Here is a 24178-nt window from a genome sequence, read left to right on the forward strand (position 1 = left end):
CGGTTAGCACGAGTTTCGGGCCGTTTCCGAGTGGATGGCGTTTTGGCCAATCCGCCCGGTTTTCTGTTTAGCAGCGCACCTCAGATCACACAGTTGAATAGCTTGGCGATGAGCCGCTACGGCAGCAAGGACGACCCGAGGCGGAACGTGCAAGTCGGAAGTGAACGAATTCCCTAGCCCGGCGAACCACAAATTTCAAAACTTCGAGGAACGAACAGGTATGCGAAATCTGCTGAAAGTTCTAGCCTTGGCAGCGGTTCTGACGACCGCGGCGGGCTCTGCTTTTGCCGCGGACACCAATGGCCGAATCAAAGGCACGGTTGTGGATCCGAACGGCGCCGTGCTCAGCGGCGTGAAGGTATCGGCGACCAATGAAGCCACTGGAGTGAAGTTCGAAGCGACGACAGGCGCGACGGGCGAGTACCTCTTCCCCCAGCTGCCGATCGGCAAATACACCGTGAGCGTCACGACGAGCGGCTTCAAGGCATTCTCGGCCAAGGGCATCGTGCTCAACATCGACCAAGAGTACGTTGAGCCGGTCAAGCTCGAGGTCGGATCAACGGCGGAGGTCGTTGAGGTGACTGCGGCCGCGGTCCAGGTGGACACGACCGACATGCAGCTCAGCAACGTTGTGACAGGAGCCCAGCTGGTCGAGCTTCCGCTGATCGGGCGTAATTTCACCGCTTTGGAACTTACGCTTCCCGGCGTTCAGGCATCCAGCGATCGCTTCGGCACGTACTCAGTGAGCGGTTCTCAGGCGCAGCAGTCGAGCTACCTGATTAATGGCGCCGATTCGAATGACATCGCGCTCAACACTCCGGTGTTTGGCGGTTCAGGACCGAACCTCGATGCACTCGATCAGTTCAATCTGATTGATGGTCCTCTCAATGCGGAATATGACCGTAACTCCGGCGGCATCGTCAGCGCGACGATCAAGGCGGGCTCGAACCAGTTCCACGGAGATGCATTCGAGTTTTATCGCGACACGTTCCTGAATACGGCGAACTTCTTCCAGCACAGCATCACGACCGGCAAGCCGGTTGTCGCTACGTTTCACCAGAACATCTTTGGCGGAACGGCGGGCGGACCGGTGATTCACGACAAGCTGTTCTTCTTCGGCGCGTATCAGGGAACCCGGCAGGTTGTGCCGCAGGGCGGCGGAAACGTAGGGGTCTTCTTTGGGAATATGTTGAACGGCGACTTCTCCGCGGATGCCGGTCAGTTCTCGACAAACCCGATTCCATCGAGCATCAGCATTCCGGGTTGCTCAACGGCCGGAGAGACATGGGCGGACTGCGCGGCAGCAAACGGCGGCGTGTTCCCGGCGTCTGCGTTCAATCCTGTGGCTGTAGCACTGGCCAAGAAGTATGTTCCGGCGCCGAACAGCGGCACCAGCTTCCTGTTCAAGCCGGTGGTGACGACCAAGAACAATCAGTACATCGGGCGCGTTGACTACGCGCTGAATCCGTCGAACCAGTTCTATGGGCTGTTCATCATCTTCAAGCAGCAGTCTCCGGAAACGCTTCCGTTCACGGGCGCGAACGTTCCGGGATTCGGCGACGTCAGCAAGCAGTCCACGAATCAGATCACTTTCGATTACGTGCATCAGTTCAACTCGACCTCGGTGAACGATTTTGCGGCGCACTATACGCGCTTCAATTTCGACGCGGTCGAGCCGCAGACGCCGATGTCTCCGGCCAGCGCGGGGTTCGCGATCGCTCCGGAGAACACGAAGGGCGCCGGACTGCCGTACATGAGCGTGAACGGTCTGAATGGCGTGAACTTCGCACTGGGCTTCAGCACGAACGGTCCTCAGCCCCGTATCGACCAGGTTATTCAGCTGGATGACAGCTTCTCGAAGATCTTCGGCCATCACAGCCTGAAGTTCGGCTATGACGGACGGCGCTTCAATGTTTCGAATCCGTTCAGCGCACGCAACAACGGCAGCTACAGCTTCGATCCTTCGACGGGAACATATTCGACGGGTGACGGAGCGCTGGACTTCCTACTGGGAATCCCGGCCAGCTACGGCCAGGGAAGCGGCGCCGAGATTCAGGCATCCGCATTCCTGAACTATGTGTATGGTCAGGATGCATGGAAGGTCAGCAACTCGTTCACACTGAGCTATGGCCTGTCGTACTCGATCGACACGCCGATGCACAACAACCAGTACGGCGGCGAGGGCATTGCTTGCCTCAACCCCGGCGTGCAATCGAAGGTGTTCACCACTGCTCCGCTGGGTATCGCTTATCCGGGAGATGCGAAGTGCAACAACGCCGGCCTGGCGACCACCCGGTACAGCGAGTTCGGACCGCGGCTCGGGTTCGCGTGGGCTCCGGATCTGGGCGCCATCTCGGGTGCGCCTGGGAAGTTCTCGATCCGCGGCGGCTTCGGTATCTACTACAACCGGACTGAAGAAGAGTCTTCGCTGCAGACGCTGCAGACGCCTCCCTTCGGCATCGGTACGGGCGGAGCGGCTGACTTCGGCGGATCTCCGCAGTTCATCAATCCGTACGCGGACATTAATGGCGGTGGTTCGATTCCCAACAAGTTCCCGTACGCCTTCCCAAAGAAGGGGGACACCATCTCGGCTGATACGTGGGCAGCGCTCGAGCCGCTCGACATCAGCACGTATGACAGCAGCTTCCGCGCGCCGTATGCGGAGAACTTCCAGCTCAGCATAGAGCGCGAACTTCCGTCGCGCACTGTCGCGCGCGTCAGCTACGTTGGCTCCCTCGGCAAGCACAACCAGGTAACGTACGAAGGAAATGCGGAGACTCCGGCGGGGCATGCGGCCTGCCTTGCTGGGTTGGAGTACTCGCCCTTCGTTGGTGGAAAGCTCAACTGTATTTCAAACCGCAACAACCAGTCTCTGCTCTTCCCGCAGAACCAGATTCTTGGAACCATCGACAAAGCCAACCAGGGAATCGATCCGAACACCGGCGTGACGGGTCTGGCCAGCGCTGGAACGGTGGGATCGTATGCCTCGTCGAACTATCACTCGCTGCAGGCTTCGCTGGAGAAAGCTCCGACGCACGGTCTGCTGTTCCAGCTGAGCTATACCTACTCGCACGCGATGGATACGGGTTCGAGCTTTGAGAACTCCGGATTCGGCAGCAGCGGGCAGCGTGGCTGGAACCAGTGGGTGGATTCGCTGAACTATGGCGACTCGCTGTACGACGCGCGTCATCGTCTGGTCTTCTCGCCGGTATACCGGGTGCCGCAATTCTCGGGCAGCTCAGTGTCCTTCAGAAATCTGGCGCTGGCCGGATGGGAGATCTCGGGTATCACGAGTCTGGCGACGGGCTTCCCGTACGACATTTCGTACGCGGGCACGACGTCGCGGTCCCTGTGGTGCTCGGCGAACTGGTACTTCTATGCCTGCCCTGACGTACCGGTGCAGACTGCGAAAGCCAGCTTCGGCGATCCTCGTGTTCGCCAGGCCAGCGGCAACAGCGTGTACATCACGAACGCGCAATCGGGCAAGGCGGGCTTCACGACCGGGCCAGCTGCGTTCCAGGCGGAACCGATCGGGCAGTTCGGCAACGTGCACCGCAACCCGTACCATGGTCCCGGAATCAACAACACGAACATGATCGTCGCCAAGAACTTCATGCTGGTTCCTGAGCGCAATGTGAGCATTCAGATCCGCATGGAGAGCGACAACGTGTTCAACCACACGCAGTTCAACAACCCAACTTCAACGGTAACGAGCGGCAACTTCGGCGTGATCACCGGGGCGGCTTCGGCACGGCAGACGCAGCTCGCGGCGAAGGTTTACTTCTGAGGTTGGTGGATTCTACAGATCATCGGTGACGCAAACAAAGGGGGCTCCCGCAGAGGAGCCCCCGAACTTTTTGGTGCGGCGACGTCCCGCGGTTGGTCGAAAATTCGGCGGAGGATCCAAATGGTTTCAGGATGAATCCGCGGCTGGAGACCGACGTCTATTCTGGCTTCATGCGGCACGACAGAACAGTGGCGCAAGGGTTCTATTGCCCCAGGCCGCTTTCCCTCAGGGGCTGAAGCCCAACAACTTCGGCTGAAACAGGTTGCTGGAAGATGCGCCGGTCTTGCCTGGACTCATCGAAACCGTCCCGCAGCGGCTAAAGCCGCGCTCTATATGCGCCTCTTATCGGCACAGATAAATCTGTGCCGTTTCAAAACCCAGCCGTTTCGGACTTTTGCAGCAAGCTTTGAAAGTCGTGCCCTGACGCTTCTTGCTGCAGCTTCAGGCGGAGGCGGGGAGGCGCATGAAGTCAAGGGCGCGGATGAGGTAGTTCTTCATGTCGCGGCGGTGGACGACGGCGTCGAGGAAGCCTTTTTCGAGGAGGAACTCGGAGCGCTGGAAGCCTTCGGGGAGTTTCTGGCGGATGGTCTGCTCGATGACGCGCGGGCCGGCAAAGCCGATGAGGGCGCCGGGTTCGGCGATGTTAAGGTCGCCGAGCATGGCGAAGCTGGCGGTGACGCCGCCGGTGGTGGGATCAGTGAGGACGCAGATGTAAGGGATGCGGGCGTCGTCGAGTTGAGCGAGCGCGGTGGAGATCTTCGCCATCTGCATGAGGCTGACGACACCCTCCATCATGCGGGCTCCGCCGGATGCGGCGACCACGATGAGGGGCTTCTTCTCCAAACGGGCGCGGTCGACGGCGCGAGCGATGGTTTCGCCGACGACGGCTCCCATGGAGCCACCGATGAAGCCATACTCCATGGCGCTGACGACGACGGCGTGCGGACCCATCTGGCCGACGGCGTTGATGATGGCGTCGTTGAGGCCGGTTTCCTGCTGCGCTTTTTTGAGGCGCTGCTTGTAGGGCTTGACGTCGGAGAAGTTGAGCGGGTCAGTGGAGCGGAGGCCAGCGTCGACAAGCTGGTAGCCGGGGTCGAGAAGGAGGTCAAGGCGCTGGCGGGCGTTGAGCTTGAAGTGGTACTGGCACTTGGGGCAGACGTTCTGGTTGACCTCAAGGTCGGCTTTCCAGATGGTCTGGCGACAGCCGTTGCACTTGATCCAGAGTCCTTCGGTGCGAACGATTTTCTCTTCGTCGTTGCTGGAGACAGGGGACTCTGACTCGCCGTTTTCGCGCTTAAACCAGGACATAGATGCCAGAGGACATTGTAAATGAGGAGCGCGGGCGCGCTCCTCATTTACAGCTCTCAGCTTTCAGCTATCAGTTCTCGGAAACGCTCTGCTCACAAGCTACTGCTCGTCAATACTCGATGCCGCGTTGGGCGAGGATGCCTTTCTGGTAGGCGTGTTTGACTTCGCGCATTTCGGTGACGGTGTCGGCGATGTCGACGAGGATGGGGTGGGCGTTACGTCCGGTGAGGATGACGTGGACCATCTCGGGGCGGTTGAGGAGTGTTTCGGCGACGAGTTCGGGGTCGAGCATGCCGTAGGAGATGGCGTAGTTGATTTCATCGAGCACGACCATGTCCCACTCGCCGGACATGATGGCTTCGTGCGCTTCGGACCAGCCGCTTTCGACGAGGCGGATGTCTTCGGGATCGGTTTCGGCTCCGCCGACCTTCACGAAGCCGCGGCCCATCTGCTTGAGGACGAAGTCTTCGCCGAAGGCTTTGGTCGAGTCGAGTTCGCCGTAGTGCCAGGAGCCCTTGAGGAACTGGAGCATGAGGACGCGCATGCCGTTGCCGACGGCGCGCAGTGCGGTGCCCATGGCGGCAGTGGTTTTGCCTTTGCCGGGGCCGGTGTTGATGAGGATGAGGCCGCGTCGGGAGGAGTCTTCAGAGTTCATGGGATCAGTTGCCAGTTGCCAGTTATCAGATTTCGGTTGTCAGTTCGTAGTTCATGATCTCATCGCTGGCGGCGTGCATATGGAGTCTCGGTGGGAATGTGAGGTATGAGTTGACCCGATGAAAATTTGTGGTTGGAATGTGTGATCGAGATCAGGGTTGTGTCTGCGAACCTTCTCTCACGCAAAGGAAAGAGCAAAAGCAGATTCTTCGCTTACCACCCCCAAGCCGGAAAAAACGCTTGGGGCCCCGTGCGCTCAGAATGACAGCAACATTTATAGAAATGGAGCAATAACAGCAGTGCTTCTATCGCAATGCTTGCGACCGCATTGCGCCAGAGCTAGCGCAGCGACAGTCATCAGTGGCCGGAGTGGTAGGGGTGGCCGGTGAGGATGGCGAAGGCGCGATAGATTTGCTCGGCGAGGACGACGCGGGCGAGCGCGTGGGCGAGGGTCATGGGCCCGAGCGAGAGGAGCAGGGTTGCGCGTTTGCGAGAGGAGTCGGACCAGCCGTCTGCGGGACCGATGGCAAAGACGAGCTGCTGGATCGAGGTATCGCGCTGGCGGCCGAGCCACTCCGCGAATGCTTCGGAGGTCAGCGGTCGTCCGCGGCTGTCGAGGAGGACGGTCACGGCGGGTGTGCGGCGCTGATGGCGGTCGATCCAGTCAAAGAGGGCGTCCTCGGTACGGAAGGACTGCTCGTCGCAGCGGGCGAAGGGGGAACAGCGCTCGAGGTACATGGCGACGAGCTGGGCGTGGGGATCCCGGGAATCGCGCGAAGCCGGTTTGGGTCCGATGTGCGCGAGGACGATCTGCATGGAGTGACGATACAACGGCGTGCACGGGATCTGGTGCAGTGGGGAGGCTTATCGATGATTTGTGAGAGATTCGGGGGTGTGCCTATGAAAAGTCATATATGATTGTGACCCATATCACTGAAATTGTGGGGTTAAGTCTTTAGTTTTATCGAATCTAGTGACATGCCGGTTTTGGCAATCGGCTTGCAGAAGTAGTTTCGATTCTCCCCCCAGGGTTCAGCCAGCTCATTGCATTTCGCTATGGGCCGCAGGCGCAAATTGCTCAGCTTCCGCAAGTGGAGTGCACGGACCAGCTCTCCGGAAGACGTTGCAAAAAGGAAGGAAAACTCATGACCTCTCGAGCTCATTTTGGGCGCGCAGCATTGATGGCTCTTATGGCAGTTTTCGTGTTCATCATGTTCGCGGGCCCCGGTGTCCACGCACAGGCGGTGAGCGGCAACATCGTCGGACTGGTGACGGACAACAACAAAGCGGTGGTAGTCAGGGCCGAAGTGGTGGCGACGAACGAAGCCACCGGGGTGGCCTACCAGGCGACGACCAACAGCATTGGCGAGTACCAGCTGACCAACCTGCTTCCGGGCAAGTACACGATTTCCGTGACCTCAACCGGCTTCAGCAAGAGCACGGTTCACGGATTTGAAGTCACCCTGAACAAGACGGCGACTTCGAATTTCGTGTTGCAGGTGAAGGCGGCGAGCGAGACGGTGGAGGTTTCATCGGAGGCTGCGGTTGCGCTGGATACGACGACGGCGCAGGTCGGGACGGCCTTTGAGAACGTGCAGCTGACAGAGCTGCCGGCGGCGACCAACAATGTACTGAACCTGTCGCTGATGACCGCGGGCGTGACGTCCTCGGGTGGTATCGGCGCGGGATCGGGACCGGCGGTAGGCGGACAGCGGCCCCGCAACAACAACTACACGGTGGAAGGTATCGACAACAACAGCAAATCGGTGACGGGACCACTGATCGGAATTCCGAGCGACGCGGTTGCGGAGTTCACGGTTCTGCAGAACCAGTTTTCGGCCGAGTACGGGCACTCAAACGGCGGCCAGTTCAACCAGGTGGTGAAGTCGGGTACGAACAGCTTCCACGGGTTGGCGTACGAGTATTTCCAGAACCGCAACCTGAACGCGATTGATGCTTCGACGGCACGCTCTGCCGGCTATCAGGATGTGAAGAATCCCCGGTACGACGACAACCGCTTCGGCGGCCAGATCGGCGGACCTATCAAGAGGAACAAACTGTTCTTCTTCGCGAACTACGAAAAGGAGCCGGTGGGACAGCCGGGCGCGACGGTAAGCTTCTGCGCTCCGACCTCTGCAGGCTTTACTGCTCTCGGCAATATCTCCGGACTCGCTGCGAATAACCTGTCGATCTATAAGAAGTACAGCCCTGTGGCTTCGTCGCAGGCGAGCGCGACGGATGCGCTCTGCCCGTCGACGGTCTCGGTGGGGGGACAGGAGATTCCGGTCGGCGACGTGGGATTCGTTGCGGGCACCTACACGAACAATACCCGCTCCATCAACTCCGTTGACTGGACCATCAGCCAGAAGGACAGCCTTCGCGCGCGGTACATCTACAACCGCTCGGACGGCAACGACACTTCAGCGACGTTTCCAAGCTTCTGGACGCCTGCTCCCAACCGTTATCACCTTGCGACGCTCTCCGAGTTCCACATTTTCAATCCGAATATGACGAGCGAATTCCGGCTCGGATTCAACCGCTACTACAGCGTGCTGACCGCATCGGGTGCGTTTCCGGGCATGACGGTGTTCCCGAACATCACCCTGGACGACCTGAATGGCGTCAACATCGGACCGGATCCGAACGCTCCGCAGGGAACGATTCAGAACACCTACCAGGGATCTGAGGGGATCATCTGGAACCACAACAAGCATTCGTGGAAGGTGGGCGCGGAGTTCCGGGATGTGATTTCCCCGCAGGTCTTCGTTCAGCGGCTTCGCGGCGACTATGAGTGGTCGACCCTTGAGGGCTACCTGAAGGATCTGTCTCCCGATGTGTTTGGCGAACGCAACGCCACTGCGCCGGGTGTGGCTCCCACTTTCTACGGCAACCAGAAGGTGTTCTATAGCTACGTGCAGGACGACTTCCGCGTGTCGCAGAAGCTGACGTTGAATCTCGGTGTTCGCTACGAGTTCACGGGTGTACCGCTGGGCGAGCAACAGCAGAAGGCCAACGCTGCGGCAAGCGTGCCGGGGCTGATCGTATTCGGCGTGCCGAAGTCGCAGAAGCTCAATTTCGTTCCTCGTTTTGGCTTCGCGTACTCGGTCGACAACAACACGGTTGTGCGCGGCGGCTTCGGCATGGGATACGACGTGCTGTACGACAACCTGGGCATTCTCTCGTCGGCTCCGCAGTACCAGGTGACGGAGGATGTGAACACGTCCGTCGAGCCGACGCCGAACTTCCTTGCAAGCGGCGGCCTCCCAGCGACCAAAACGATTCCGGATCTGAAGACGCAGAAGGCGCTGACCTCGGCATGGGTTCCCGATCAGAAGCTGCCCTACGCGGAGAACTGGACTCTCGGCGTGGAGCGCACGTTCGCGAAGGACTACACGGCCGAGGTTCGGTATGTGGGTACGCGCGGAATTCACCTTTCCACCCAGAACCGGCTGAACAGGCAGAGCGTGGCGGCACCGGGTAATTCGCTGCCGATGTTCTTCGCTCCCACGGCGATCAACGACCCGAATGCGCTGACACTGACGCAGGTGAAGGCGAACCGTTCGAGCTTTGTGCCAGCGTATGCGGCTGCTGGATTCAACACGGGCAACATCGTTGCCTTCATGCCGTGGTCGCAGTCTGCGTACAACGGCCTGGCGACGCAGCTGACGCGGCGCTTCAGCCACGGTCTGCTGTTCAATGCAGCTTGGACCTGGAGCAAGACGATGGACGATGCGACGGCGGACGTTTTCTCGACGTATCTGACGCCGCGCCGGCCCCAGGACTTCCGGAACGTGTCGGGTGACTACTCTCGTTCGGCTCTGGATCACACGCACCGTGTGACGATGGCAATCGTGTACGATCTGCCCTTCTTCCAGCACTCGAACTGGATCGAGCGGAACGTATTGGGCAACTGGGAGGTTGCACCTGCATACACCTACCAATCGCCTGAGTACGGCACTGTGCAGTCGAACCTGGATGCCAACCTGAATGGCGATTCGGCTGGCGACCGCGTGTTCATCAACCCGGCAGGTAAAAAGGGAACGGGCACGACGAGCGTCGCAATCAAGGACGCAGGCGAAGGCAATGCGGTGGTTGGGTACTACGCGAAGGATCCGAACGCGTATTACGTCCAGGGAGGTTCCGGAACGCTGCCGACAGCGAGCCGCAACACGCTGCCGATCAACCCGATCAACAACCTGGATGCGACGGCTGTGAAGCGCATCAGCTTCACAGAGCGCTACAAGTTCGAATTCCAGGCTCAGGCGTGGAACGTGCTGAACCACTCGCAGTATCTGCCCGGTTCGGTGAACAACATCAACTCGCTGGGCTATACGGATGGCGGAACGCACAACTTCCTGATTCCCGGCTCGCCGACCTTCAACAATCCGAAGGCTGTGTTCTCGAACAACGCTCGCAACATGCAGCTTGCAGTGAAGTTCATCTTCTAGCACGTCGAGGATGAAGATCGATGGCCGCGGCAACTCGCCGCGGCCATTGTTTTTTGGGGAGAGGGCGAGCGGTGATCGCGTGCTGGAGCGGGGCATGCAGGCCGTCGTTGTAGTCAACGCTGGATGGGTGAGTGGGCTGGGCAAAACAGAAATTCAGATGTTCGGAACAGTCACATACAACAATCCATAAGGCCGCGTGATTTGGGTCACTCACTTGTTCGAATAAGCTCTTTGGATGGGAAATTGGGACGGCCGCAGCTTTTGGCATGGTGAGTGCATTTCTTGAAGGGCAAGAATCCGAATATTCAGGAGCGGTTTTGGTCACTCTGGTCGGAGTGATCGAGAGCGATTCCTATTTCGGTCCTTGTTGATCACCGCGGAACGGACCTAACCCTCCCCAGCTAGACCGAGACGCCAAGCACGACGCGGATCGGTTTGTCAGATCTCATGACCATCTCCGATCCGACGTTGATTGGAGAAATGATGCGATACCTGCGGTTGCTGAACGCTGCTTTGGTGCTGAGCCTTCTGGTGTTTGCCGGATTTGTGGCGACTATCTCAGCTCCTTTGGTCTATGCCCAATCGAACATCTCGGGAGACATTACCGGGAGCGTGACTGACGCATCCGGCGCTTCACTGCCCAATGCGCAGATTACGGTGACGAGCCTGGAGAAGGGGCAGTCGAAGGCCGTGACGACGGATAAGGTCGGAGATTTCCGGGTACCTTTGCTCGCGCCGGGGCGGTACGAGATCAAGGTAGTGGCGAGCGGGTTTCAGGCAGCGAAGGTAGAGGTGCGGGTAGCGGCGGGCACGATCACGCCGGTGAATGTGGCGCTGGCGGTGAGCCAGACTTCGACAACGATCGAGGTGAACAGCGGCGAGATCGCGGTGCTGCACGTGGATGACGCGCAGCTTTCGACGAGTTTCGATCTGGCGCAGTTGCAGAACCTGCCGAATCCGGGCGGCGATCTGACGTTTGTGGCGCAGACTACGCCTGGCGCGGTGATGAATACGCAGGGCGGATACGGCAACTTCGCGACGGATGGACTGCCGGGTACGTCGAACACGTTCACGATGAACGGCGGGTATCAGGGTGATCCGTATTTGAACCTGAACAACTCGGGCGCGTCGAACCTGATGCTGGGGCAGAACGATGTGGAGAGCGTGACCGTGACCACCAACAGCTACGACGCTGCGTTTGGTGGACTGGGCGGCGCGCAGGTAAATCAGATATCCCGCTCGGGCGGCAATCAGTGGCACGGGAATCTGGACTATCTGTGGAATGGGCGCGCGTTGAATGCGAACAGCTGGTTCAACAAGTTCTATGGGAACAAGCGCAACTTCGACAATGTGAACCAGTGGGCCGGGGCGATCGGCGGACCGCTGAAGAAGAACAAGATCTTCGGGTTCTTCGATACGGAAGGGATCCGCGTGATCATTCCGCTGATCGGACCGGTGTATGCACCGAGCCCGAACTATCAGGCTGCGATTCTGGGACCGGCGGCTATCGATCTGCTCGATACGGATCACCCGAACGGGATGATCCCGTATGGAAATCTGGCGTACAACGGTCAGTCGAGCCAGGCTCCGCTGTACAAGGCGGTCTTCAACTATTACAACAACGCGCGGAATTTCAAGACAGGTTCCGTCGATCCGCTGGATCCGGATACGTGGATCTTTGAAGGGCAGACGACGAACTTCGCACGCGAGTGGCTGATCAATGATCGTGTTGATTTCAATTTGAAGGACAGCGATCACCTTTACATTCACTCGAAGGTAGACAAGGGTGTGCAGCCGACGCAGACGAGTTTTCTTGATCCGATCTTCGATGCGCAGAGCCCGCAGCCGTCGTATGAAGGACAGCTGAGCGAGTCGCACACGTTCTCGCCGACCATGACAAATCAATTCCTGTTCGCGGCGAACTACTATCGCGCGGTGTTTACGAATACCAACGGAACGAAGCTGGCGAGTTCAGCGATTCCGTTTGTGCTGGCGCCGGAGGGTTGGCAGTGGGGATGCGCAGTTACCGATGCGAGCGGGGACAATTGCCTGCGCTACTACGACTGGGACAATGCGGGCAGTTCGCAGAACTGGGTGGGTGGCGCTGACTACGCGTTTCCGCAGGGACGCAATGTGACTGGCTATCAATTCAGCGATGACGTGACGTGGATCAAGGGCAAGCACACCTGGAAGTTCGGGTACACGTTCCGCCGCAATGACATCACTGATTACACGGGCAGCATCCGCAACATGGCGACCGGCGGAGGCGAGGCGCTGATTCTGGATCAAGGGAACTTTGCGGCAGGATATGCGGACGAGTGGGTAGAGCGCTTTCCGCAGAGGCTGACGCAGCCGGTAGCGATGTACGTGTCGGGCTGGTACGGACAGGATCAGTACAAGCCGCTGCCGAATCTAACGCTGACGCTCGGGCTGCGCATGGAGCACAACTCGAATCCGCTGTGCCGCACCAACTGCATTTCGAATTTCTCGCAGGACTTCAACAAGCTACCGACGGCCAGAAACACACCGTATAACGTGCTGATGGCATCGGGCCGGAGCCAGGCGTTCTTCCAGCAGCAGGAGCTTGCGTTTGAGCCCCGGTTTGGCTTCTCGTATCTTCCGGGCGGACCAGGTTCCAAGACGACGATCCGCGGTGGAGTAGGGATTTTCAACGACTACTTCCCGGCGCAAATCATGGGCGACATGATGACCAACCTGCCGACGGTGGGGCGGTTCACGGTTCTGGGCACGGCATTCGGCAACCCGATCACGGTAGACAGCAAGCTTCCGGACAGCGGTCATGCGCAGGCCTCGGCATCGAACGATGCGCTGGTTGCGCTGTATCCGAAGGGCGGCTACTACCGCGGCACCACCGCATGTCCTGATCCGTTGAGTCTCTACTGCGCGACGAATACGGTGTTCAGCCGACCGTCGATCATTTCGGTGGCGCACTCGGTCAAGCTGCCTACCTACGATGAGTGGAGCCTTGCCATCGAGCGCCAGGTTGTGAAGAACACGGCGGTATCGGTGTCGTATGTGGGCAATCGCAGCTATCACCAGCCGGTGTCGCGTTACCCGAACGCGTACTGGTCGCCGAACGGCAGCCCGGGATCGAATGCTTCACTGCCGGCGGCGCGTCCGAATGCAGCACTCGGGCAGGTGCAGGAGTACTACAGCGGATCGTGGTCGAACTTCAACGGACTGGAGACGACTGCCACGAGCCGCTTGAACTGGCTGACCCTGCAGTTCAACTACACGTACGGTCACGCGCTGGATACTTCGTCCAACGGCGGATTCAACGCCTTCGGAGGGAATTCGATCAGCCAGATCAATCCGTACGATCTGAAGCAGAACTACGGAAATGCCGATTACGATGTGCGCCACTACATCAGCGCGAACTACTCGATCAACGTTCCGCGTTTTCGCGGGCCGAGAGTGCTGACAGAGGGGTGGGTGATTGCAGGAACGATCTTCCACAACTCGGGGTATCCGTTCTCCGTCACGGATAACACGGGGCAGGTAGCACTGGGCAGCGCGCCGCTGGCAAAACAGATCGATAACAACTTCAAGCACCACTGCGGCGGCGGAAGCCACGCGAGCACACCGTGCGACTTTGCGTCGCACTTCACCAACTCCACGGATTTCGGTCAGCAGCGGCGCAACCAGCTCTACGGGCCGAACTATACCGATTTCGACATGGACCTTGCGAAAAGCTTCCGGATCTCGCCGAAGTGGGAGAGCGCGAAGCTGAAGCTGGCGGCGCAGTTCTTCAACGCGTTCAACCATCCGAACTTCCAGATCCCGACCGCGGATGTGAACTCGTCGAACAACGGAATCATCAGCGCGGCGGCGAGCACACCGACGTCAGTACTAGGGGCATTCCTAGGTGGAGATGCATCGCCAAGGCTGATCCAGTTGAAGGCGAGCATTGTGTTTTAGCTGAATACTAGTGTTTGATTGAACTCGAAGGGTGCTCCGTGAGGAGCGCCCTTCTTTTTCTGGGCTTGTTGGACTCCCGCTCATCGCGCAAAAGGCGCGCGATGAATGGGGACAGCTCCGGTCTCCTATGGGGGACAGCTCCGTACAGACAGCTATCCGACCGGGCTTCTTTGATCCTGTTTTCTGAATTTCGGAGCGTTGTTATCCAGAAATATGTAGGGTGCGGCCGTCTGTTTACTTTCTAGTACCGAGGTAATCCCTTTACCCTCAACGTATTTACATTTGGCTGAAGATTGGCAAGCGCCGTGCATGAGTGCTCGTGCAAGTGTCCCTGCACTTCCCCCGCAAGCCTTTGGGACAAAGCAAGACCTAAATTGAAGAGTTTAAGCGTGGTTTAAGTTAGATCAACCCCGCGACTGAGAGCCCTTGTGCGCACTTATGCGTACGGGACGCAAGCGAGACATTGTGCGAATCGCCTCAGAGCCCTCCTGCAAAGCAGGGGCTTTTTGGCTTGCAATCGAAATTGGAGGAGTTGTATGCGGTTTATGCGGTCTAGAGAGTTGGTCCTGGCGCTTGGTTTGTTCACTGCTGCCGGCTTTATGACCAACTGCGTAGCCAGAACCGGCTATGCACAATCGAACATCTCAGGCGACATTTCCGGCAGCGTTGTGGACGCATCCGGGGCGGCTGTGCCGAACGCGCAGGTCACCGTGACGAACCTGGACAACAATGCGCAGAAGGCGGCTACGACCGATCCGTCGGGCAACTTCCGCGTTCCGCTGCTCCCTCCAGGAAGGTACAAGATCACGGCAGTGTCTTCCGGATTCAGCACGGCAACGACGAACATCGGCGTAGCAGCGGGTGAAGTGACGCCGGTGCAGATCAAGCTGGCGGTGGGACAAGCCGCGACGACGGTGGAAGTGACTGCGGGATCGGGCGAGGTGCTGCACACGGATGACGCGCAGATCTCGACGAACTTCAATCTCGAGCAGATCCAGACGCTGCCGAATCCCGGCAACGACCTGACGTTTGTGGCGCAGACCACGCCGGGCGCTGTGATGAACACGCAGGGCGGCTACGGCAACTTCTCAGTGAACGGTCTGCCGGGCACCGCGAACACGTACACGATCAACGGCGGATACGAGGGCGATCCGTACCTGAACCTGAACAATTCGGGCGCGACGAACCTGCTGCTGGGCAACAACGACGTGGACAACGTCACGGTGATCACGAACAGCTACGACGCTGCATTCGGCGGTCTGGGCGGCGCGCAGGTGAATGAGATTTCGCGCGCAGGCGGCAACCGGTGGCATGGCGACCTCCACTACTGGTGGAACGGCCGCATCATGAATGCGAACAACTTCTTCAACAAGCAGGCAGGCGTTCCGCGCAGCTTCGACAATGCCAATCAGTACGCGGCAGCTATCGGCGGTCCGATCAAGAAGGACAAGATCTTCGGATTCATCGACACCGAGGGTGTACGCGTCATTATCCCGGTGAACCAGAAGTCGTACGGTCCGAGCCCCGCGTTCCAGGCTGCAGTGCTGGGCGCACCGGGAACCGCAGATCCGACTCTGGCTCCTTACGGCAACCTTGCTGACAACGGCAACGCAGCTGAGGCTCCGGTCTATCAGTCGATCTTCAACTACTACAACGGCGCAAAGAACTGGGCATCGGGCAGCGTGGATTCAAATGATCCCCGTACCTGGGTCTGGCAGGGTCAGACGACCAACTTCGGTCGTGAGTGGCTTATCAACGACCGCGTGGATTTCAACCTTGGGCAGAACGATCACCTGTTCATCCACTCCAAGGTGGACAAGGGTGTTCAGCCGACGCAGACGAGCTTCCTGAATCCGATCTTCAATGCAGAAAGCCCGCAGCCTTCGTATGAAGGCCAGATCAACTGGACGCACACGTTTACTCCGCGGTTCACGAACCAGCTGCTGATTGATGGAAGCTACTATCGGGCGATCTTCACGAATACGAACGGCAAGGCGCTCGGAGCGAGCAACATTCCGTTTACGCTGATTCCTGAGGGCTTCGCGTCCGGCGGGTCCTGGGATAACAACGTCAACTCAAGTTCATGGGTCGGCGGCGCGAACTACGCGTTTCCGCAGGGGCGCAACGTCACCGGCTATCAGGCCAATGACGATGCGACGTTCACGACGGGCAAGCACACGATCAAGTTCGGCTATACATTCCGTCGCGATGACATCACGGACTACACACCGAGCGAGCACAATATCGCGTTCGGCGGCGGCGAGAACTTCATCTTCGACGAAGGCAGCTTTGCCGCCGGATTGTCGGATGAGTGGGTGGAGCGTTTCCCACGCCGTCTGTCGGAGCCAGTGGCTCTGTACACGATGGGCGGCTACGCTGAAGACCAGTGGAAGCCGGTACCCGGATTCACGCTTACGATCGGACTTCGCATGGAGCACAACTCGAACCCGATCTGCCTGACAAATTGCGTCTCCAGCCTGTCATCGGATTTTGCCAGCGCTCCGGCAACGGCGGCTACGCCTTACAATCAGCTGATTGCTTCCGGACGCAGACAGGCGTTCTTCGATGAGCGGAACGTTGCGTATGAGCCGCGTATCGGATTCTCGTTCCTGCCTGGCGGCGCGGATGGAAAGACGACGATTCGGGGCGGGTTCGGCATGTTCGCGGACTACTTCCCGGCGCAGATCATGGGCGATCTGATGGCGAACCTGCCGAACGTCGATCGTTTCACGGTGCTGGGCTACGCTCTATCCGGTAATCCGATCACGCTCGATCCGGCCGATCCAGCCAGCGGACATGCGCAGGCGGTTACGTCGAATAACGCTCTGCAGTCGCTGTTTTCGCAGGGCGCCTGCTACAACGGTTGCGGGCCGGATCTCAGCTTGCGGACTGTGACTGGCGGCATATTCTCGCGGCCGACGATCACGACCGTGGCGCACACGATCAAGCTTCCGATCTACGAAGAGTGGAGCCTGTCGGTTGAGCGTGCGCTGGCGCGGAACACTGTGTTCTCCGTGAACTACATCGGAAACCGCAGCTATCACCAGCCGGTGGCGAACACGCCGAACGCGTACGATCCGGGAGGCACGATTGCAAGTCTGCCTGCGAGCCGGCCGAATGCAGCGCTCGGGTCTGTGACGGAGTACTACAGCGGTTCGTGGTCGAACTACAACGGCGTGATTGGAACGCTGACGAGCCGGATTGCGTGGCTGCGGATGCAGTTCAACTACGCCTACAGCCACGCGCTGGACACCACTTCGAACGGCGGCTTCGATGCCTTCGGCGTGAATCCGGTGGGGCAGATCAATCCCAACAACCTGGCGCAGAACTATGGCAACGCGGACTACGATACGCGTCACTACGTGAGCGCCAACTACGCGATCACCACTCCGCACTATCACGGCTTCAAGACCGTGGGCGGGGACTGGGACTTCGCGGGCACGTTCTTCCACAACAGCGGCTATCCGTTCTCCGTCACCTACAACACGGGCGACGTGATCTACGGTGCAGTGCCGCTGGCAGCGCAGCTGGACAACAACTTCCACCATCACTGCGGCGGCGCGAGCCACACGATCAACCCGTGCGACTTTGCTTCGCACTTCGGCCCGGCAACGGACTGGGGCCAGCAGCGCAGGAACCAGCTCTACGGTCCGAACTACACGGATTTCGATCTGGACGTGGCGAAGGGCTTCAAGATTCGCGAGTCGGGCAGGCTGAAGATCGGTGCACAGTTCTTCAATCTGTTCAACCACGCGAACTTCCAGATTCCTGACGCGGAACTGACGTCTGGAATTACGGGAACGATCTTCACGACGGCGAATACACCCACTTCGATTCTGGGCGCATTCCTCGGCGGCGATGCTTCGCCTCGGTTGATCCAGTTCAAGGGGACGTTCAGCTTCTAAGTTAGAACTTGCAACAATGGAGATGGGCAGCCGGAAACGGCTGCCCATTGTTTTTTCGGGGGAACCCAGGTCTCAGAAGCGAGACATGGGGCACCCGCGGTGATGGTTGAGAGAGTCTTCCTGCAGCGGCTGAAGCCGGTTTCGATTTACGGGAGCTTTGTGGCACGACTGAAGTCGTGCCCTGATACAGAGCAGGGATGAATCCCATGTCTCCAAAACCGGTAGACATGGAGCACCCGCTCATTGTTTTAGTGGAGGAGCCAATGCAGGAACTCAGGCCTGAGGATCGAGGCCTGGGCGCCCGCTCGTTTTTGGGATGATCCAGGAGAGATCGATTATTTCTTTGTGGTTTTCTTTGCGGGGGACTTCTTCTTTGCGGGCTGTTCTGCTTTTGGCTTTGAGGTGCTTGCCTTGGAGGCGCCGGGTTTCTTTGCGGTCTTTTTGGGGGCGGCGGAGTCTGCGGATTTGGCGCGGGCAGTGCGGGTTTTGGCGGCGAGGGCCTGCTTGAGTTCTGCGTCGAATTCAGCGGGCGTGAGCGGGCGGGCGGACTTGCGAAGGCGCTCGATGTCGTAGAAGGCGCGGCGCTCGGTGAGGAAGATGTGGGCTACGAAGTCGACGTAGTCGAGAAGAATCCAATCGCCGCGGCGGCGACCCTCGACGGAGTGAGGCATGACGCCGAACTCGCGCTTGAGGCGGCCTTCAATCTCGTCGGCGATGGCGACGGCCTGGCGGTCGTTGGTGGCGGAGGTAATGAGAAAGAAGTCGGCGAGACCGGAGTCGACGGGATCGAGCTCGAGGATGCGGGTGTCTTCGCCTTTTTTGCTTTCGCAGGCAGCGGCTGCGGCCTGGACGAGGATGCGGGTTTGATCGTGCGCGGGGGTTGTGCTCATGCAGCGGAAAATATCTCCAACGGTCATCGTATAGCAAAGGAATGGGCTTTGTATGCGTGGTGTCGGCAGGGAGCGACGGGGCTGAAGGGGGGCGGGTCTTCGGGGTGGAGTTTGTCGGCCGGATGGTTACGCGAGCTGGTAGAGGTGGTGGGTAGAGATGTAGTCGCAGACTGCGGCAGGAAGGATGCTGTGCTCGGCGCAGAGTCGATCGAGGGCCGCGCTGACGTTCTGCCGGATTTCGGAGGCGCTGATCTCGATTTCGAGTCCCGGCAGCAGGTAGAGGGGGGCTTCGGCGCCGGAGGTGTTGCGGATGAGGTAGACCTCGAGAGTTCCGGGCCGGTTGGCGGCGGCTTGCGGGTCTGCGGCGATGGAGAGGCCATCGGGGAGTTCGGAAGACAGATGGTGCAGCTCCTGGCCGGGCCGGGAGGCGACGATGAGCGGGGCGAGGAAGGGGATGTCCGCTCCGCGATACCAGCGGCGAAGGCTGAGGAAGGAGTCCGCACCCATGAGGGTGAAGAGCTGGGCGGATGGGAACTGCGCCTGAAGACGGTGCAGAGTGTCGATGGAGTAGTTTGGTTCGCCGGAGGGGTCAGGGGCGTCGGCGAAGGAGACGGCAAAGTTGGGCAGACTGCTGATGGCGAGCTCCGTCATCGCGACGCGATCTTCGAAGCTGGCAGTTGAGCCGAGCGGCTTGAGCGGCTGCGATCCGACGGGCGTGAAGAGGACTGTGTCGAGTTGGAGAAGAGCCTGAGCGGCACGGGCGATGCCCAGGTGCCCCATGTGGGGAGGGTCGAAGCTGCCGCCAAAGAACGCGATGCGACGAGGTTCGGAGGCAGGGGGATGCATGGGTTCATGGTAGCGGATGGGCAGGGGGCGCGAGCGTAGGATCGGCGCGGCAGATTCCTAGGGAGGCGACGGATGCGGTAGCATCAGATGCACGATGCGATACATCCTTGCGATCTTTGCGCTGGCTGGTGCAATTGTGTCTGGACTGGCGCTGCAGGTGCACTACTCCACGACGACCAGCCCATGCTCGATCAACGAGAAATGGGACTGCGGGATTGTGAACCACAGTTCGTATGCGGTGATTGAAGGGATTCCGGTGGCGCTGATCGGCATACTGGGCTATCTAATTATTCTGTGGCTTGGGCTGGCGAAGCAGAGGGCTGCAGTGCTGATTGCGTCGCTGGCGGGGCTGGGATTCTCGCTCTATCTGACGCACATCGAACGCGACGTGCTGGGCGTGTGGTGCTTGTATTGCGTGATCTCGCTGGGGATCATCGCTGCGATTCCGGTGCTGGACATCTTCTGGATGTTTGTAGAGGCGAGCAAGCGGAGGCGGAATCGCTGGCACTGGTAAACTTGAACACAGGACATGTTCAGGAAACAGTACGCGCGCTGGATGTATGAGTGGGAGACGCGGCTCACGACGCGCGATGAAAATCGGATAGTGCGGCCACTGGAGTGGGGATTCGAATGGCTTGAGCCGTTCCTTGAGACCCATGGGTTTGCTGCTGCACTGCCCGGTCCCGAAGCAATGCGCGATGATGCGGCTGCAGAAGATGCGATGGTGCGCATCAATCAGTTGCTCATTCGGCATAGCGATGTTTTCTTTGGGTATGAGAGGCCGACGGATTTCAGGCTGGAAGAGCGGCATCCTGAGTTGTTTCCGACCAACGTGAGGCCGGAGACGCTGGCGAAGGACGCGGAGATCAAGCGGCTGGCGGCGGAAGGAAAGACCGGGAAGGCGCAGTTTTTGCGGTTCACGTCGCCGGAGCGGACACCGTATTCGGAAAATGACATGGTGAATGCGCGCTGGTACCCCGCTCATCACCCCAGCGACAAAGACCCGTCGCCGGGGACCCCGAAACCAGAACACAAGGATCCGGGCAGGCCGAAGCAGGCGATTGTGGTGATGCCGCAATGGAATGCGGATGCGTTCAGCCATAACGCGCTGTGCGCGATTTTCAATCGCATGGGGATTTCGGCGCTGCGGCTGTCAAAGCCGTATCACGATATCCGGCGGCCGGCGGAGCTGGAGCGGTCGGACTACGCGGTGAGCGCGAATGTTGGGCGGACGATTTCCGCGTGCAGGCAGGCGGTGGTGGATATTCGCTGCTGCATCGACTGGCTGGAGACGCAGGGGTACGAGCAGTTTGGCGTGCTGGGAACGAGTCTTGGATCGTGCTATGCGTTCCTGGCGAGCGCACACGACAAGCGGATTCGCGTGAATGCGTTCAATCATGCTTCGACGGCGTTTGGAGATGTGGTGTGGGCGGGACAGAGCACGCGGCATATCCGCAAGGCGCTGGAAGAGGCGGGGTTGACGCAGGATCGGCTGCGCGCGCTGTGGTCGGCGATCAGTCCTGTGAGTTACTACGAGCGGATGGCGAGTGAGGAAGTGGATGGGCTCCGCAAGAAGATTCTTCTGGTTTATGCGGACTACGACCTGACGTTTCCGAAGGAGTACTCGCTGCAGGTTGTGGATGCGTTTACGCGCGTGGGGCTCAACTTCGAGAAGCGCGTATTGCCCTGCGGACACTACACGACGGGAGAGACTCCATTTCAGTACATGGATGGTTGGTACATGGGATCGTTCGTGTACCGTGCATTCAAGGCGCTGCGGAAGGAAAAGGCGGGCGCGCAGGCGTCGCGGATCGAGCAGCCGGTTGAAGCGGAGGAAGACCTGGTCTCGCGCTGATCGCTTCTCAGCGGATCGTATTCAAATTCAGGTGCAGGAGCTTGGCGGGGTCGAGGTAGGCGTTCTGCCAGCGCACGGCCCAGTGCAGGTGTGGGCCGGTGACGCGGCCCGTTGCACCGCTGAGGCCTAGCTTATCGCCGGCGTCAACGTGCTGGCCTTCGTGGACATCGATGCGGCTGAAGTGCATGAAGAGCGTGTAGAGACCGAGGCCGTGGTCGATGACGACGCAGTTGCCTTCGAAGTAGAGCGGACGCGCGAGGACGACGACGCCGCTGTTCGAGGCGCGAACGACGGTGCCTGATGGGGCGCGGAAGTCCATGCCTTTGTGAATGCTGGCGAGCTTGCCGTTGAACATGCGGCGGGTGCCGAAGCTGTCAGTCGGTGGGAGCTTGACGGGTGCGTGGAAGCTGCCCTGCCAGAGCGGTTGAGGCGCGCTGGCGGCGAAGATTTTTGTTTTGATTTCGGAATCGGCGGTGATTTCTTTTTGTTGTTCGGGATCTGGTTCTACGAATTTGGGAGCGACGGTGAGCTTGCCGGTGCGGTAGTGGGCGGGATGAATTTCGACGGTGCGGGTGAAGTCGCGCGGTCCGGTTGGCGTTTGCGCGGTGATGTGCAGCGATGTTGCTTCGGGCTTTGCTTCGACGTCAACGCCGGCCAAGGCGATCCATTTGCCGTCGCGGTGAAAGAACTCGAGCTTGTGTCCGAACCAGTCGCCTTCGATGCTGGTGATATCGCGCGCGGAGAGGGTGATCAGCTCCGGAGAACCAGCTTCGACGATTGCGGGCGTGATGGTGAAGTCGGGTGTGGATTTGCGAGGAGACTGCGCGGATGCGATGGCTACGAGAAGGAGAAGCGATGGAAGCAGCCGGAAAGTGCGAGAGCCGGTCATGGGTTCAGCATAACCGGCTCTGCGATTGAGGGGGAGGGATCGTAGCTATTTAGGTGCAACTCTATTGTTGTGCTTCTGGCGATAGATCTGGCGGCTGACGCTGTTCTGGCGCTGGTTGATGCTGTGACGTTCCTGCGCGGTGAGGTGGCCGCCATTGGCTGCGCGATCGGCAGCGATGCTGCGATTGATGTTCTGCTCGCGATTCTCGGTGCGGGCAGCTTCGCCGGCAGTCATCTGGCCGCTGCGGATGCCTTGCGCGATGCGGTCCTGCTGGTTTTCGCGGCGCTGGCCGACTTCGTTGTTGCCATAGTGCGCCTGTGCGGCATTGTGTTTATCAGCGTAGATGGAGCGGCTCAGGTTGTTCTGCTGGCGGTTGACCTGGCGGCGCTCCTGCGCGGTGAGGTGGCCACCGTTGGCGGCGCGGTCATTCTTGATCTCGCGATTCAGTCCAGCTTCGCGGGTTTCGAGGCGCTTGGTCTCGCCGGCGGTAAGCTGGCCGGATTGCACGCCGTTGGCGATGCGCTGCTGCTGATCTTCGCGCCGGTCGTTGACGGAGCCTTCCTTCGGTTTCTCGGTGGGCTGCGTTTGCTGGGCAAACAGTGGGGCCGTGGCGAACAAGGTAGCCAGGGCAATCACGGGAAGTGTGCGTCGCATGTCTTTCTCTCCAGCGGGCCTCGGCTGAATGATCTGTTGCTAATTGTGAGGCCCGGTGTTTGTACCTGACCCATGCTCACATCGGAAGTTTCGGAGAGTCCAAGCAAATTTCGTTGAACGTGGCACGACGGTCATTGAGTTCGGGCGTTGCATGACGGAAGTACCGGTAGTGTGCGGAGCGCTGTAACCCGCGAGGAGATTTCGGAGTCATAGGTTTGTATGGCTTTCTCCGCGTGGATACGAGTTCGGAAAATTGCGCTGGTTGCGGCTGTTTGGATCTGGAGTCTGCACGCGCTGTTGGGAGTAGCGCAGTCGAGCGATAAGGCGCGGGTGCCGGTGTTGGTGGAGTTGTTTACGTCGGAGGGTTGTTCGGACTGTCCGCCGGCGGATGCGCTGCTGGCGAGGCTGGATGCGAAGCAGCCAATTGCTGGCGTCGAGGCGATTGTGCTGAGCGAACACGTGACGTATTGGGATCATCTTGGCTGGCGCGATCCATTTTCGCTGGATATTGCCACACAGCGGCAGGAGGAGTATGTGCGGCGGTTCGGGCTCAATTCTGCGTACACGCCGCAGGCCGTAGTGGACGGTGCAAGCCAGTTTGTGGGCAGCGATGAGCATGCGATGGTGGCTGCGGTAAGCAAGGCCGCGATGATGCCGAAGATGAACCTGGAAATCGAGAATGCGAGGTGGGATCACTGCGTGGTGCGGTTTGCGGTTCGCGGAGAAGCGTCGAAGGGCTTGAAGCTAGTGGTTGTGCTGGCGGCGAATGCAACGCACTCCGAAGTGGCGCGGGGAGAGAACGCGGGGAGAGTGTTGCATCACACCGCGGTGGTGCGCGCGATGAAGGAGATGGACGGGGTAGTTGCGGATGGGCGAGCGCTGAGCATGGAGGCGCAGACGGGTAGCATCGAAGGGCAGATGCGATTGGTGGTGTTTGCGACCGACGTCAAGACGGGGCGCGTGATTGCAGCGGCGGAGCAGGCGTTGCGTTAGACGCCGGAAT

General features: G+C 59.5%; 15 protein-coding genes. 8 read left to right on the plus strand and 7 right to left on the minus strand.

Annotated elements, in window-relative coordinates:
* Positions 1-220 precede the first annotated feature (220 nt).
* Positions 221-3787 (plus strand): TonB-dependent receptor, encoded by a 3567-nt coding sequence (locus DHV10_RS08070; protein WP_109485854.1) that lies wholly within the window; start codon positions 221-223, stop codon positions 3785-3787.
* A 441-nt stretch (positions 3788-4228) separates the two neighbouring features.
* Here DHV10_RS08070 and accD read toward each other — a convergent pair whose 3' ends face one another.
* The 3 genes from accD to DHV10_RS08085 form a co-directional block, all read right to left on the minus strand.
* Complete coding sequence (gene accD, locus DHV10_RS08075; protein WP_109485855.1) at positions 4229-5095, minus strand: acetyl-CoA carboxylase, carboxyltransferase subunit beta; 867 nt, start codon at positions 5093-5095, stop codon at positions 4229-4231.
* Between the two features lie 109 nt (positions 5096-5204).
* Complete coding sequence (gene cobO, locus DHV10_RS08080) at positions 5205-5765, minus strand: cob(I)yrinic acid a,c-diamide adenosyltransferase (protein WP_275425911.1); 561 nt, start codon at positions 5763-5765, stop codon at positions 5205-5207.
* A 341-nt stretch (positions 5766-6106) separates the two neighbouring features.
* Positions 6107-6580: a 23S rRNA (pseudouridine(1915)-N(3))-methyltransferase RlmH gene (locus tag DHV10_RS08085; protein ID WP_239461383.1), complete on the minus strand. Its 474-nt coding sequence runs from the start codon at positions 6578-6580 to the stop codon at positions 6107-6109.
* A gap of 359 nt (positions 6581-6939) precedes the next feature.
* Between DHV10_RS08085 and DHV10_RS08090 the strand changes: the two genes are divergently transcribed.
* The 4 genes from DHV10_RS08090 to DHV10_RS08105 all read left to right on the plus strand — a co-directional run bounded on the left by DHV10_RS08090 (position 6940) and on the right by DHV10_RS08105 (position 18041).
* Positions 6940-10197: a TonB-dependent receptor gene (locus tag DHV10_RS08090; RefSeq protein ID WP_239461385.1), complete on the plus strand. Its 3258-nt coding sequence runs from the start codon at positions 6940-6942 to the stop codon at positions 10195-10197.
* Positions 10198-10207: 10 nt separating this feature from the next.
* On the plus strand, positions 10208-10387 hold the full coding sequence (locus DHV10_RS08095; RefSeq protein WP_109485858.1) for a hypothetical protein: 180 nt from the start codon (positions 10208-10210) through the stop codon (positions 10385-10387).
* Positions 10388-10632: 245 nt separating this feature from the next.
* Positions 10633-14136 (plus strand): carboxypeptidase-like regulatory domain-containing protein, encoded by a 3504-nt coding sequence (locus tag DHV10_RS08100; RefSeq protein ID WP_162601319.1) that lies wholly within the window; start codon positions 10633-10635, stop codon positions 14134-14136.
* Between the two features lie 545 nt (positions 14137-14681).
* On the plus strand, positions 14682-18041 hold the full coding sequence (locus tag DHV10_RS08105) for a carboxypeptidase-like regulatory domain-containing protein (protein WP_162601320.1): 3360 nt from the start codon (positions 14682-14684) through the stop codon (positions 18039-18041).
* A 335-nt stretch (positions 18042-18376) separates the two neighbouring features.
* Here the strand turns inward: DHV10_RS08105 and rsfS are convergent, their stop codons facing one another.
* Positions 18377-18931, minus strand: coding sequence for a ribosome silencing factor (gene rsfS / locus DHV10_RS08110; RefSeq protein ID WP_109485861.1), 555 nt, complete (start codon positions 18929-18931; stop codon positions 18377-18379).
* Between the two features lie 126 nt (positions 18932-19057).
* Positions 19058-19777 carry a nicotinate (nicotinamide) nucleotide adenylyltransferase gene (gene nadD / locus DHV10_RS08115; RefSeq protein WP_109485862.1) on the minus strand — a complete coding sequence of 240 codons (720 nt, stop codon included), beginning with the start codon at positions 19775-19777 and terminating at the stop codon, positions 19058-19060.
* A gap of 94 nt (positions 19778-19871) precedes the next feature.
* Between nadD and DHV10_RS08120 the strand changes: the two genes are divergently transcribed.
* Together DHV10_RS08120 and DHV10_RS08125 are read left to right on the plus strand one after the other, a co-directional pair.
* Positions 19872-20291: a vitamin K epoxide reductase family protein gene (locus DHV10_RS08120; RefSeq protein WP_109485863.1), complete on the plus strand. Its 420-nt coding sequence runs from the start codon at positions 19872-19874 to the stop codon at positions 20289-20291.
* A 15-nt stretch (positions 20292-20306) separates the two neighbouring features.
* Positions 20307-21632, plus strand: a complete 1326-nt coding sequence (locus tag DHV10_RS08125) for an alpha/beta hydrolase family protein (protein WP_109485864.1) — start codon at positions 20307-20309, stop codon at positions 21630-21632.
* A 7-nt stretch (positions 21633-21639) separates the two neighbouring features.
* Here the strand turns inward: DHV10_RS08125 and DHV10_RS08130 are convergent, their stop codons facing one another.
* Together DHV10_RS08130 and DHV10_RS27525 are read right to left on the minus strand one after the other, a co-directional pair.
* Positions 21640-22521, minus strand: coding sequence for a M23 family metallopeptidase (locus DHV10_RS08130; RefSeq protein WP_109485865.1), 882 nt, complete (start codon positions 22519-22521; stop codon positions 21640-21642).
* 45 nt (positions 22522-22566) lie between these two features.
* Positions 22567-23175 carry a hypothetical protein gene (locus tag DHV10_RS27525; protein ID WP_204101367.1) on the minus strand — a complete coding sequence of 203 codons (609 nt, stop codon included), beginning with the start codon at positions 23173-23175 and terminating at the stop codon, positions 22567-22569.
* Between the two features lie 219 nt (positions 23176-23394).
* Here DHV10_RS27525 and DHV10_RS08140 point away from each other — a divergent pair, with 219 nt between their 5' ends.
* Entirely contained in the window at positions 23395-24168 is a 774-nt protein-coding gene (locus DHV10_RS08140; protein WP_109485866.1) for a DUF1223 domain-containing protein, read from the plus strand.
* The last annotated feature ends 10 nt before the right edge of the window (positions 24169-24178 follow it).

It is taken from the genome of Occallatibacter savannae (assembly GCF_003131205.1).
Classification (GTDB): Bacteria; Acidobacteriota; Terriglobia; order Terriglobales; family Acidobacteriaceae; genus Telmatobacter; species Telmatobacter savannae.

What these genes read in the sequence shown, in the direction of transcription:
- DHV10_RS08090 (WP_239461385.1), top strand. Translation starts at nt 6,940, where the DNA reads ATGGCAGTTTTCGTGTTCATCATGTTCGCGGGCCCCGGTGTCCACGCA.
- nadD (WP_109485862.1), bottom strand. Translation starts at nt 19,777, where the DNA reads ATGCATCCCCCTGCCTCCGAACCTCGTCGCATCGCGTTCTTTGGCGGC.
- DHV10_RS08140 (WP_109485866.1), top strand. Translation starts at nt 23,395, where the DNA reads ATGGCTTTCTCCGCGTGGATACGAGTTCGGAAAATTGCGCTGGTTGCG.
- DHV10_RS08095 (WP_109485858.1), top strand. Translation starts at nt 10,208, where the DNA reads ATGAAGATCGATGGCCGCGGCAACTCGCCGCGGCCATTGTTTTTTGGG.
- accD (WP_109485855.1), bottom strand. Translation starts at nt 5,095, where the DNA reads ATGTCCTGGTTTAAGCGCGAAAACGGCGAGTCAGAGTCCCCTGTCTCC.
- DHV10_RS08125 (WP_109485864.1), top strand. Translation starts at nt 20,307, where the DNA reads ATGTTCAGGAAACAGTACGCGCGCTGGATGTATGAGTGGGAGACGCGG.
- DHV10_RS08070 (WP_109485854.1), top strand. Translation starts at nt 221, where the DNA reads ATGCGAAATCTGCTGAAAGTTCTAGCCTTGGCAGCGGTTCTGACGACC.
- DHV10_RS08105 (WP_162601320.1), top strand. Translation starts at nt 14,682, where the DNA reads ATGCGGTCTAGAGAGTTGGTCCTGGCGCTTGGTTTGTTCACTGCTGCC.
- rsfS (WP_109485861.1), bottom strand. Translation starts at nt 18,931, where the DNA reads ATGAGCACAACCCCCGCGCACGATCAAACCCGCATCCTCGTCCAGGCC.
- DHV10_RS08130 (WP_109485865.1), bottom strand. Translation starts at nt 22,521, where the DNA reads ATGACCGGCTCTCGCACTTTCCGGCTGCTTCCATCGCTTCTCCTTCTC.
- DHV10_RS27525 (WP_204101367.1), bottom strand. Translation starts at nt 23,175, where the DNA reads ATGCGACGCACACTTCCCGTGATTGCCCTGGCTACCTTGTTCGCCACG.
- DHV10_RS08120 (WP_109485863.1), top strand. Translation starts at nt 19,872, where the DNA reads ATGCGATACATCCTTGCGATCTTTGCGCTGGCTGGTGCAATTGTGTCT.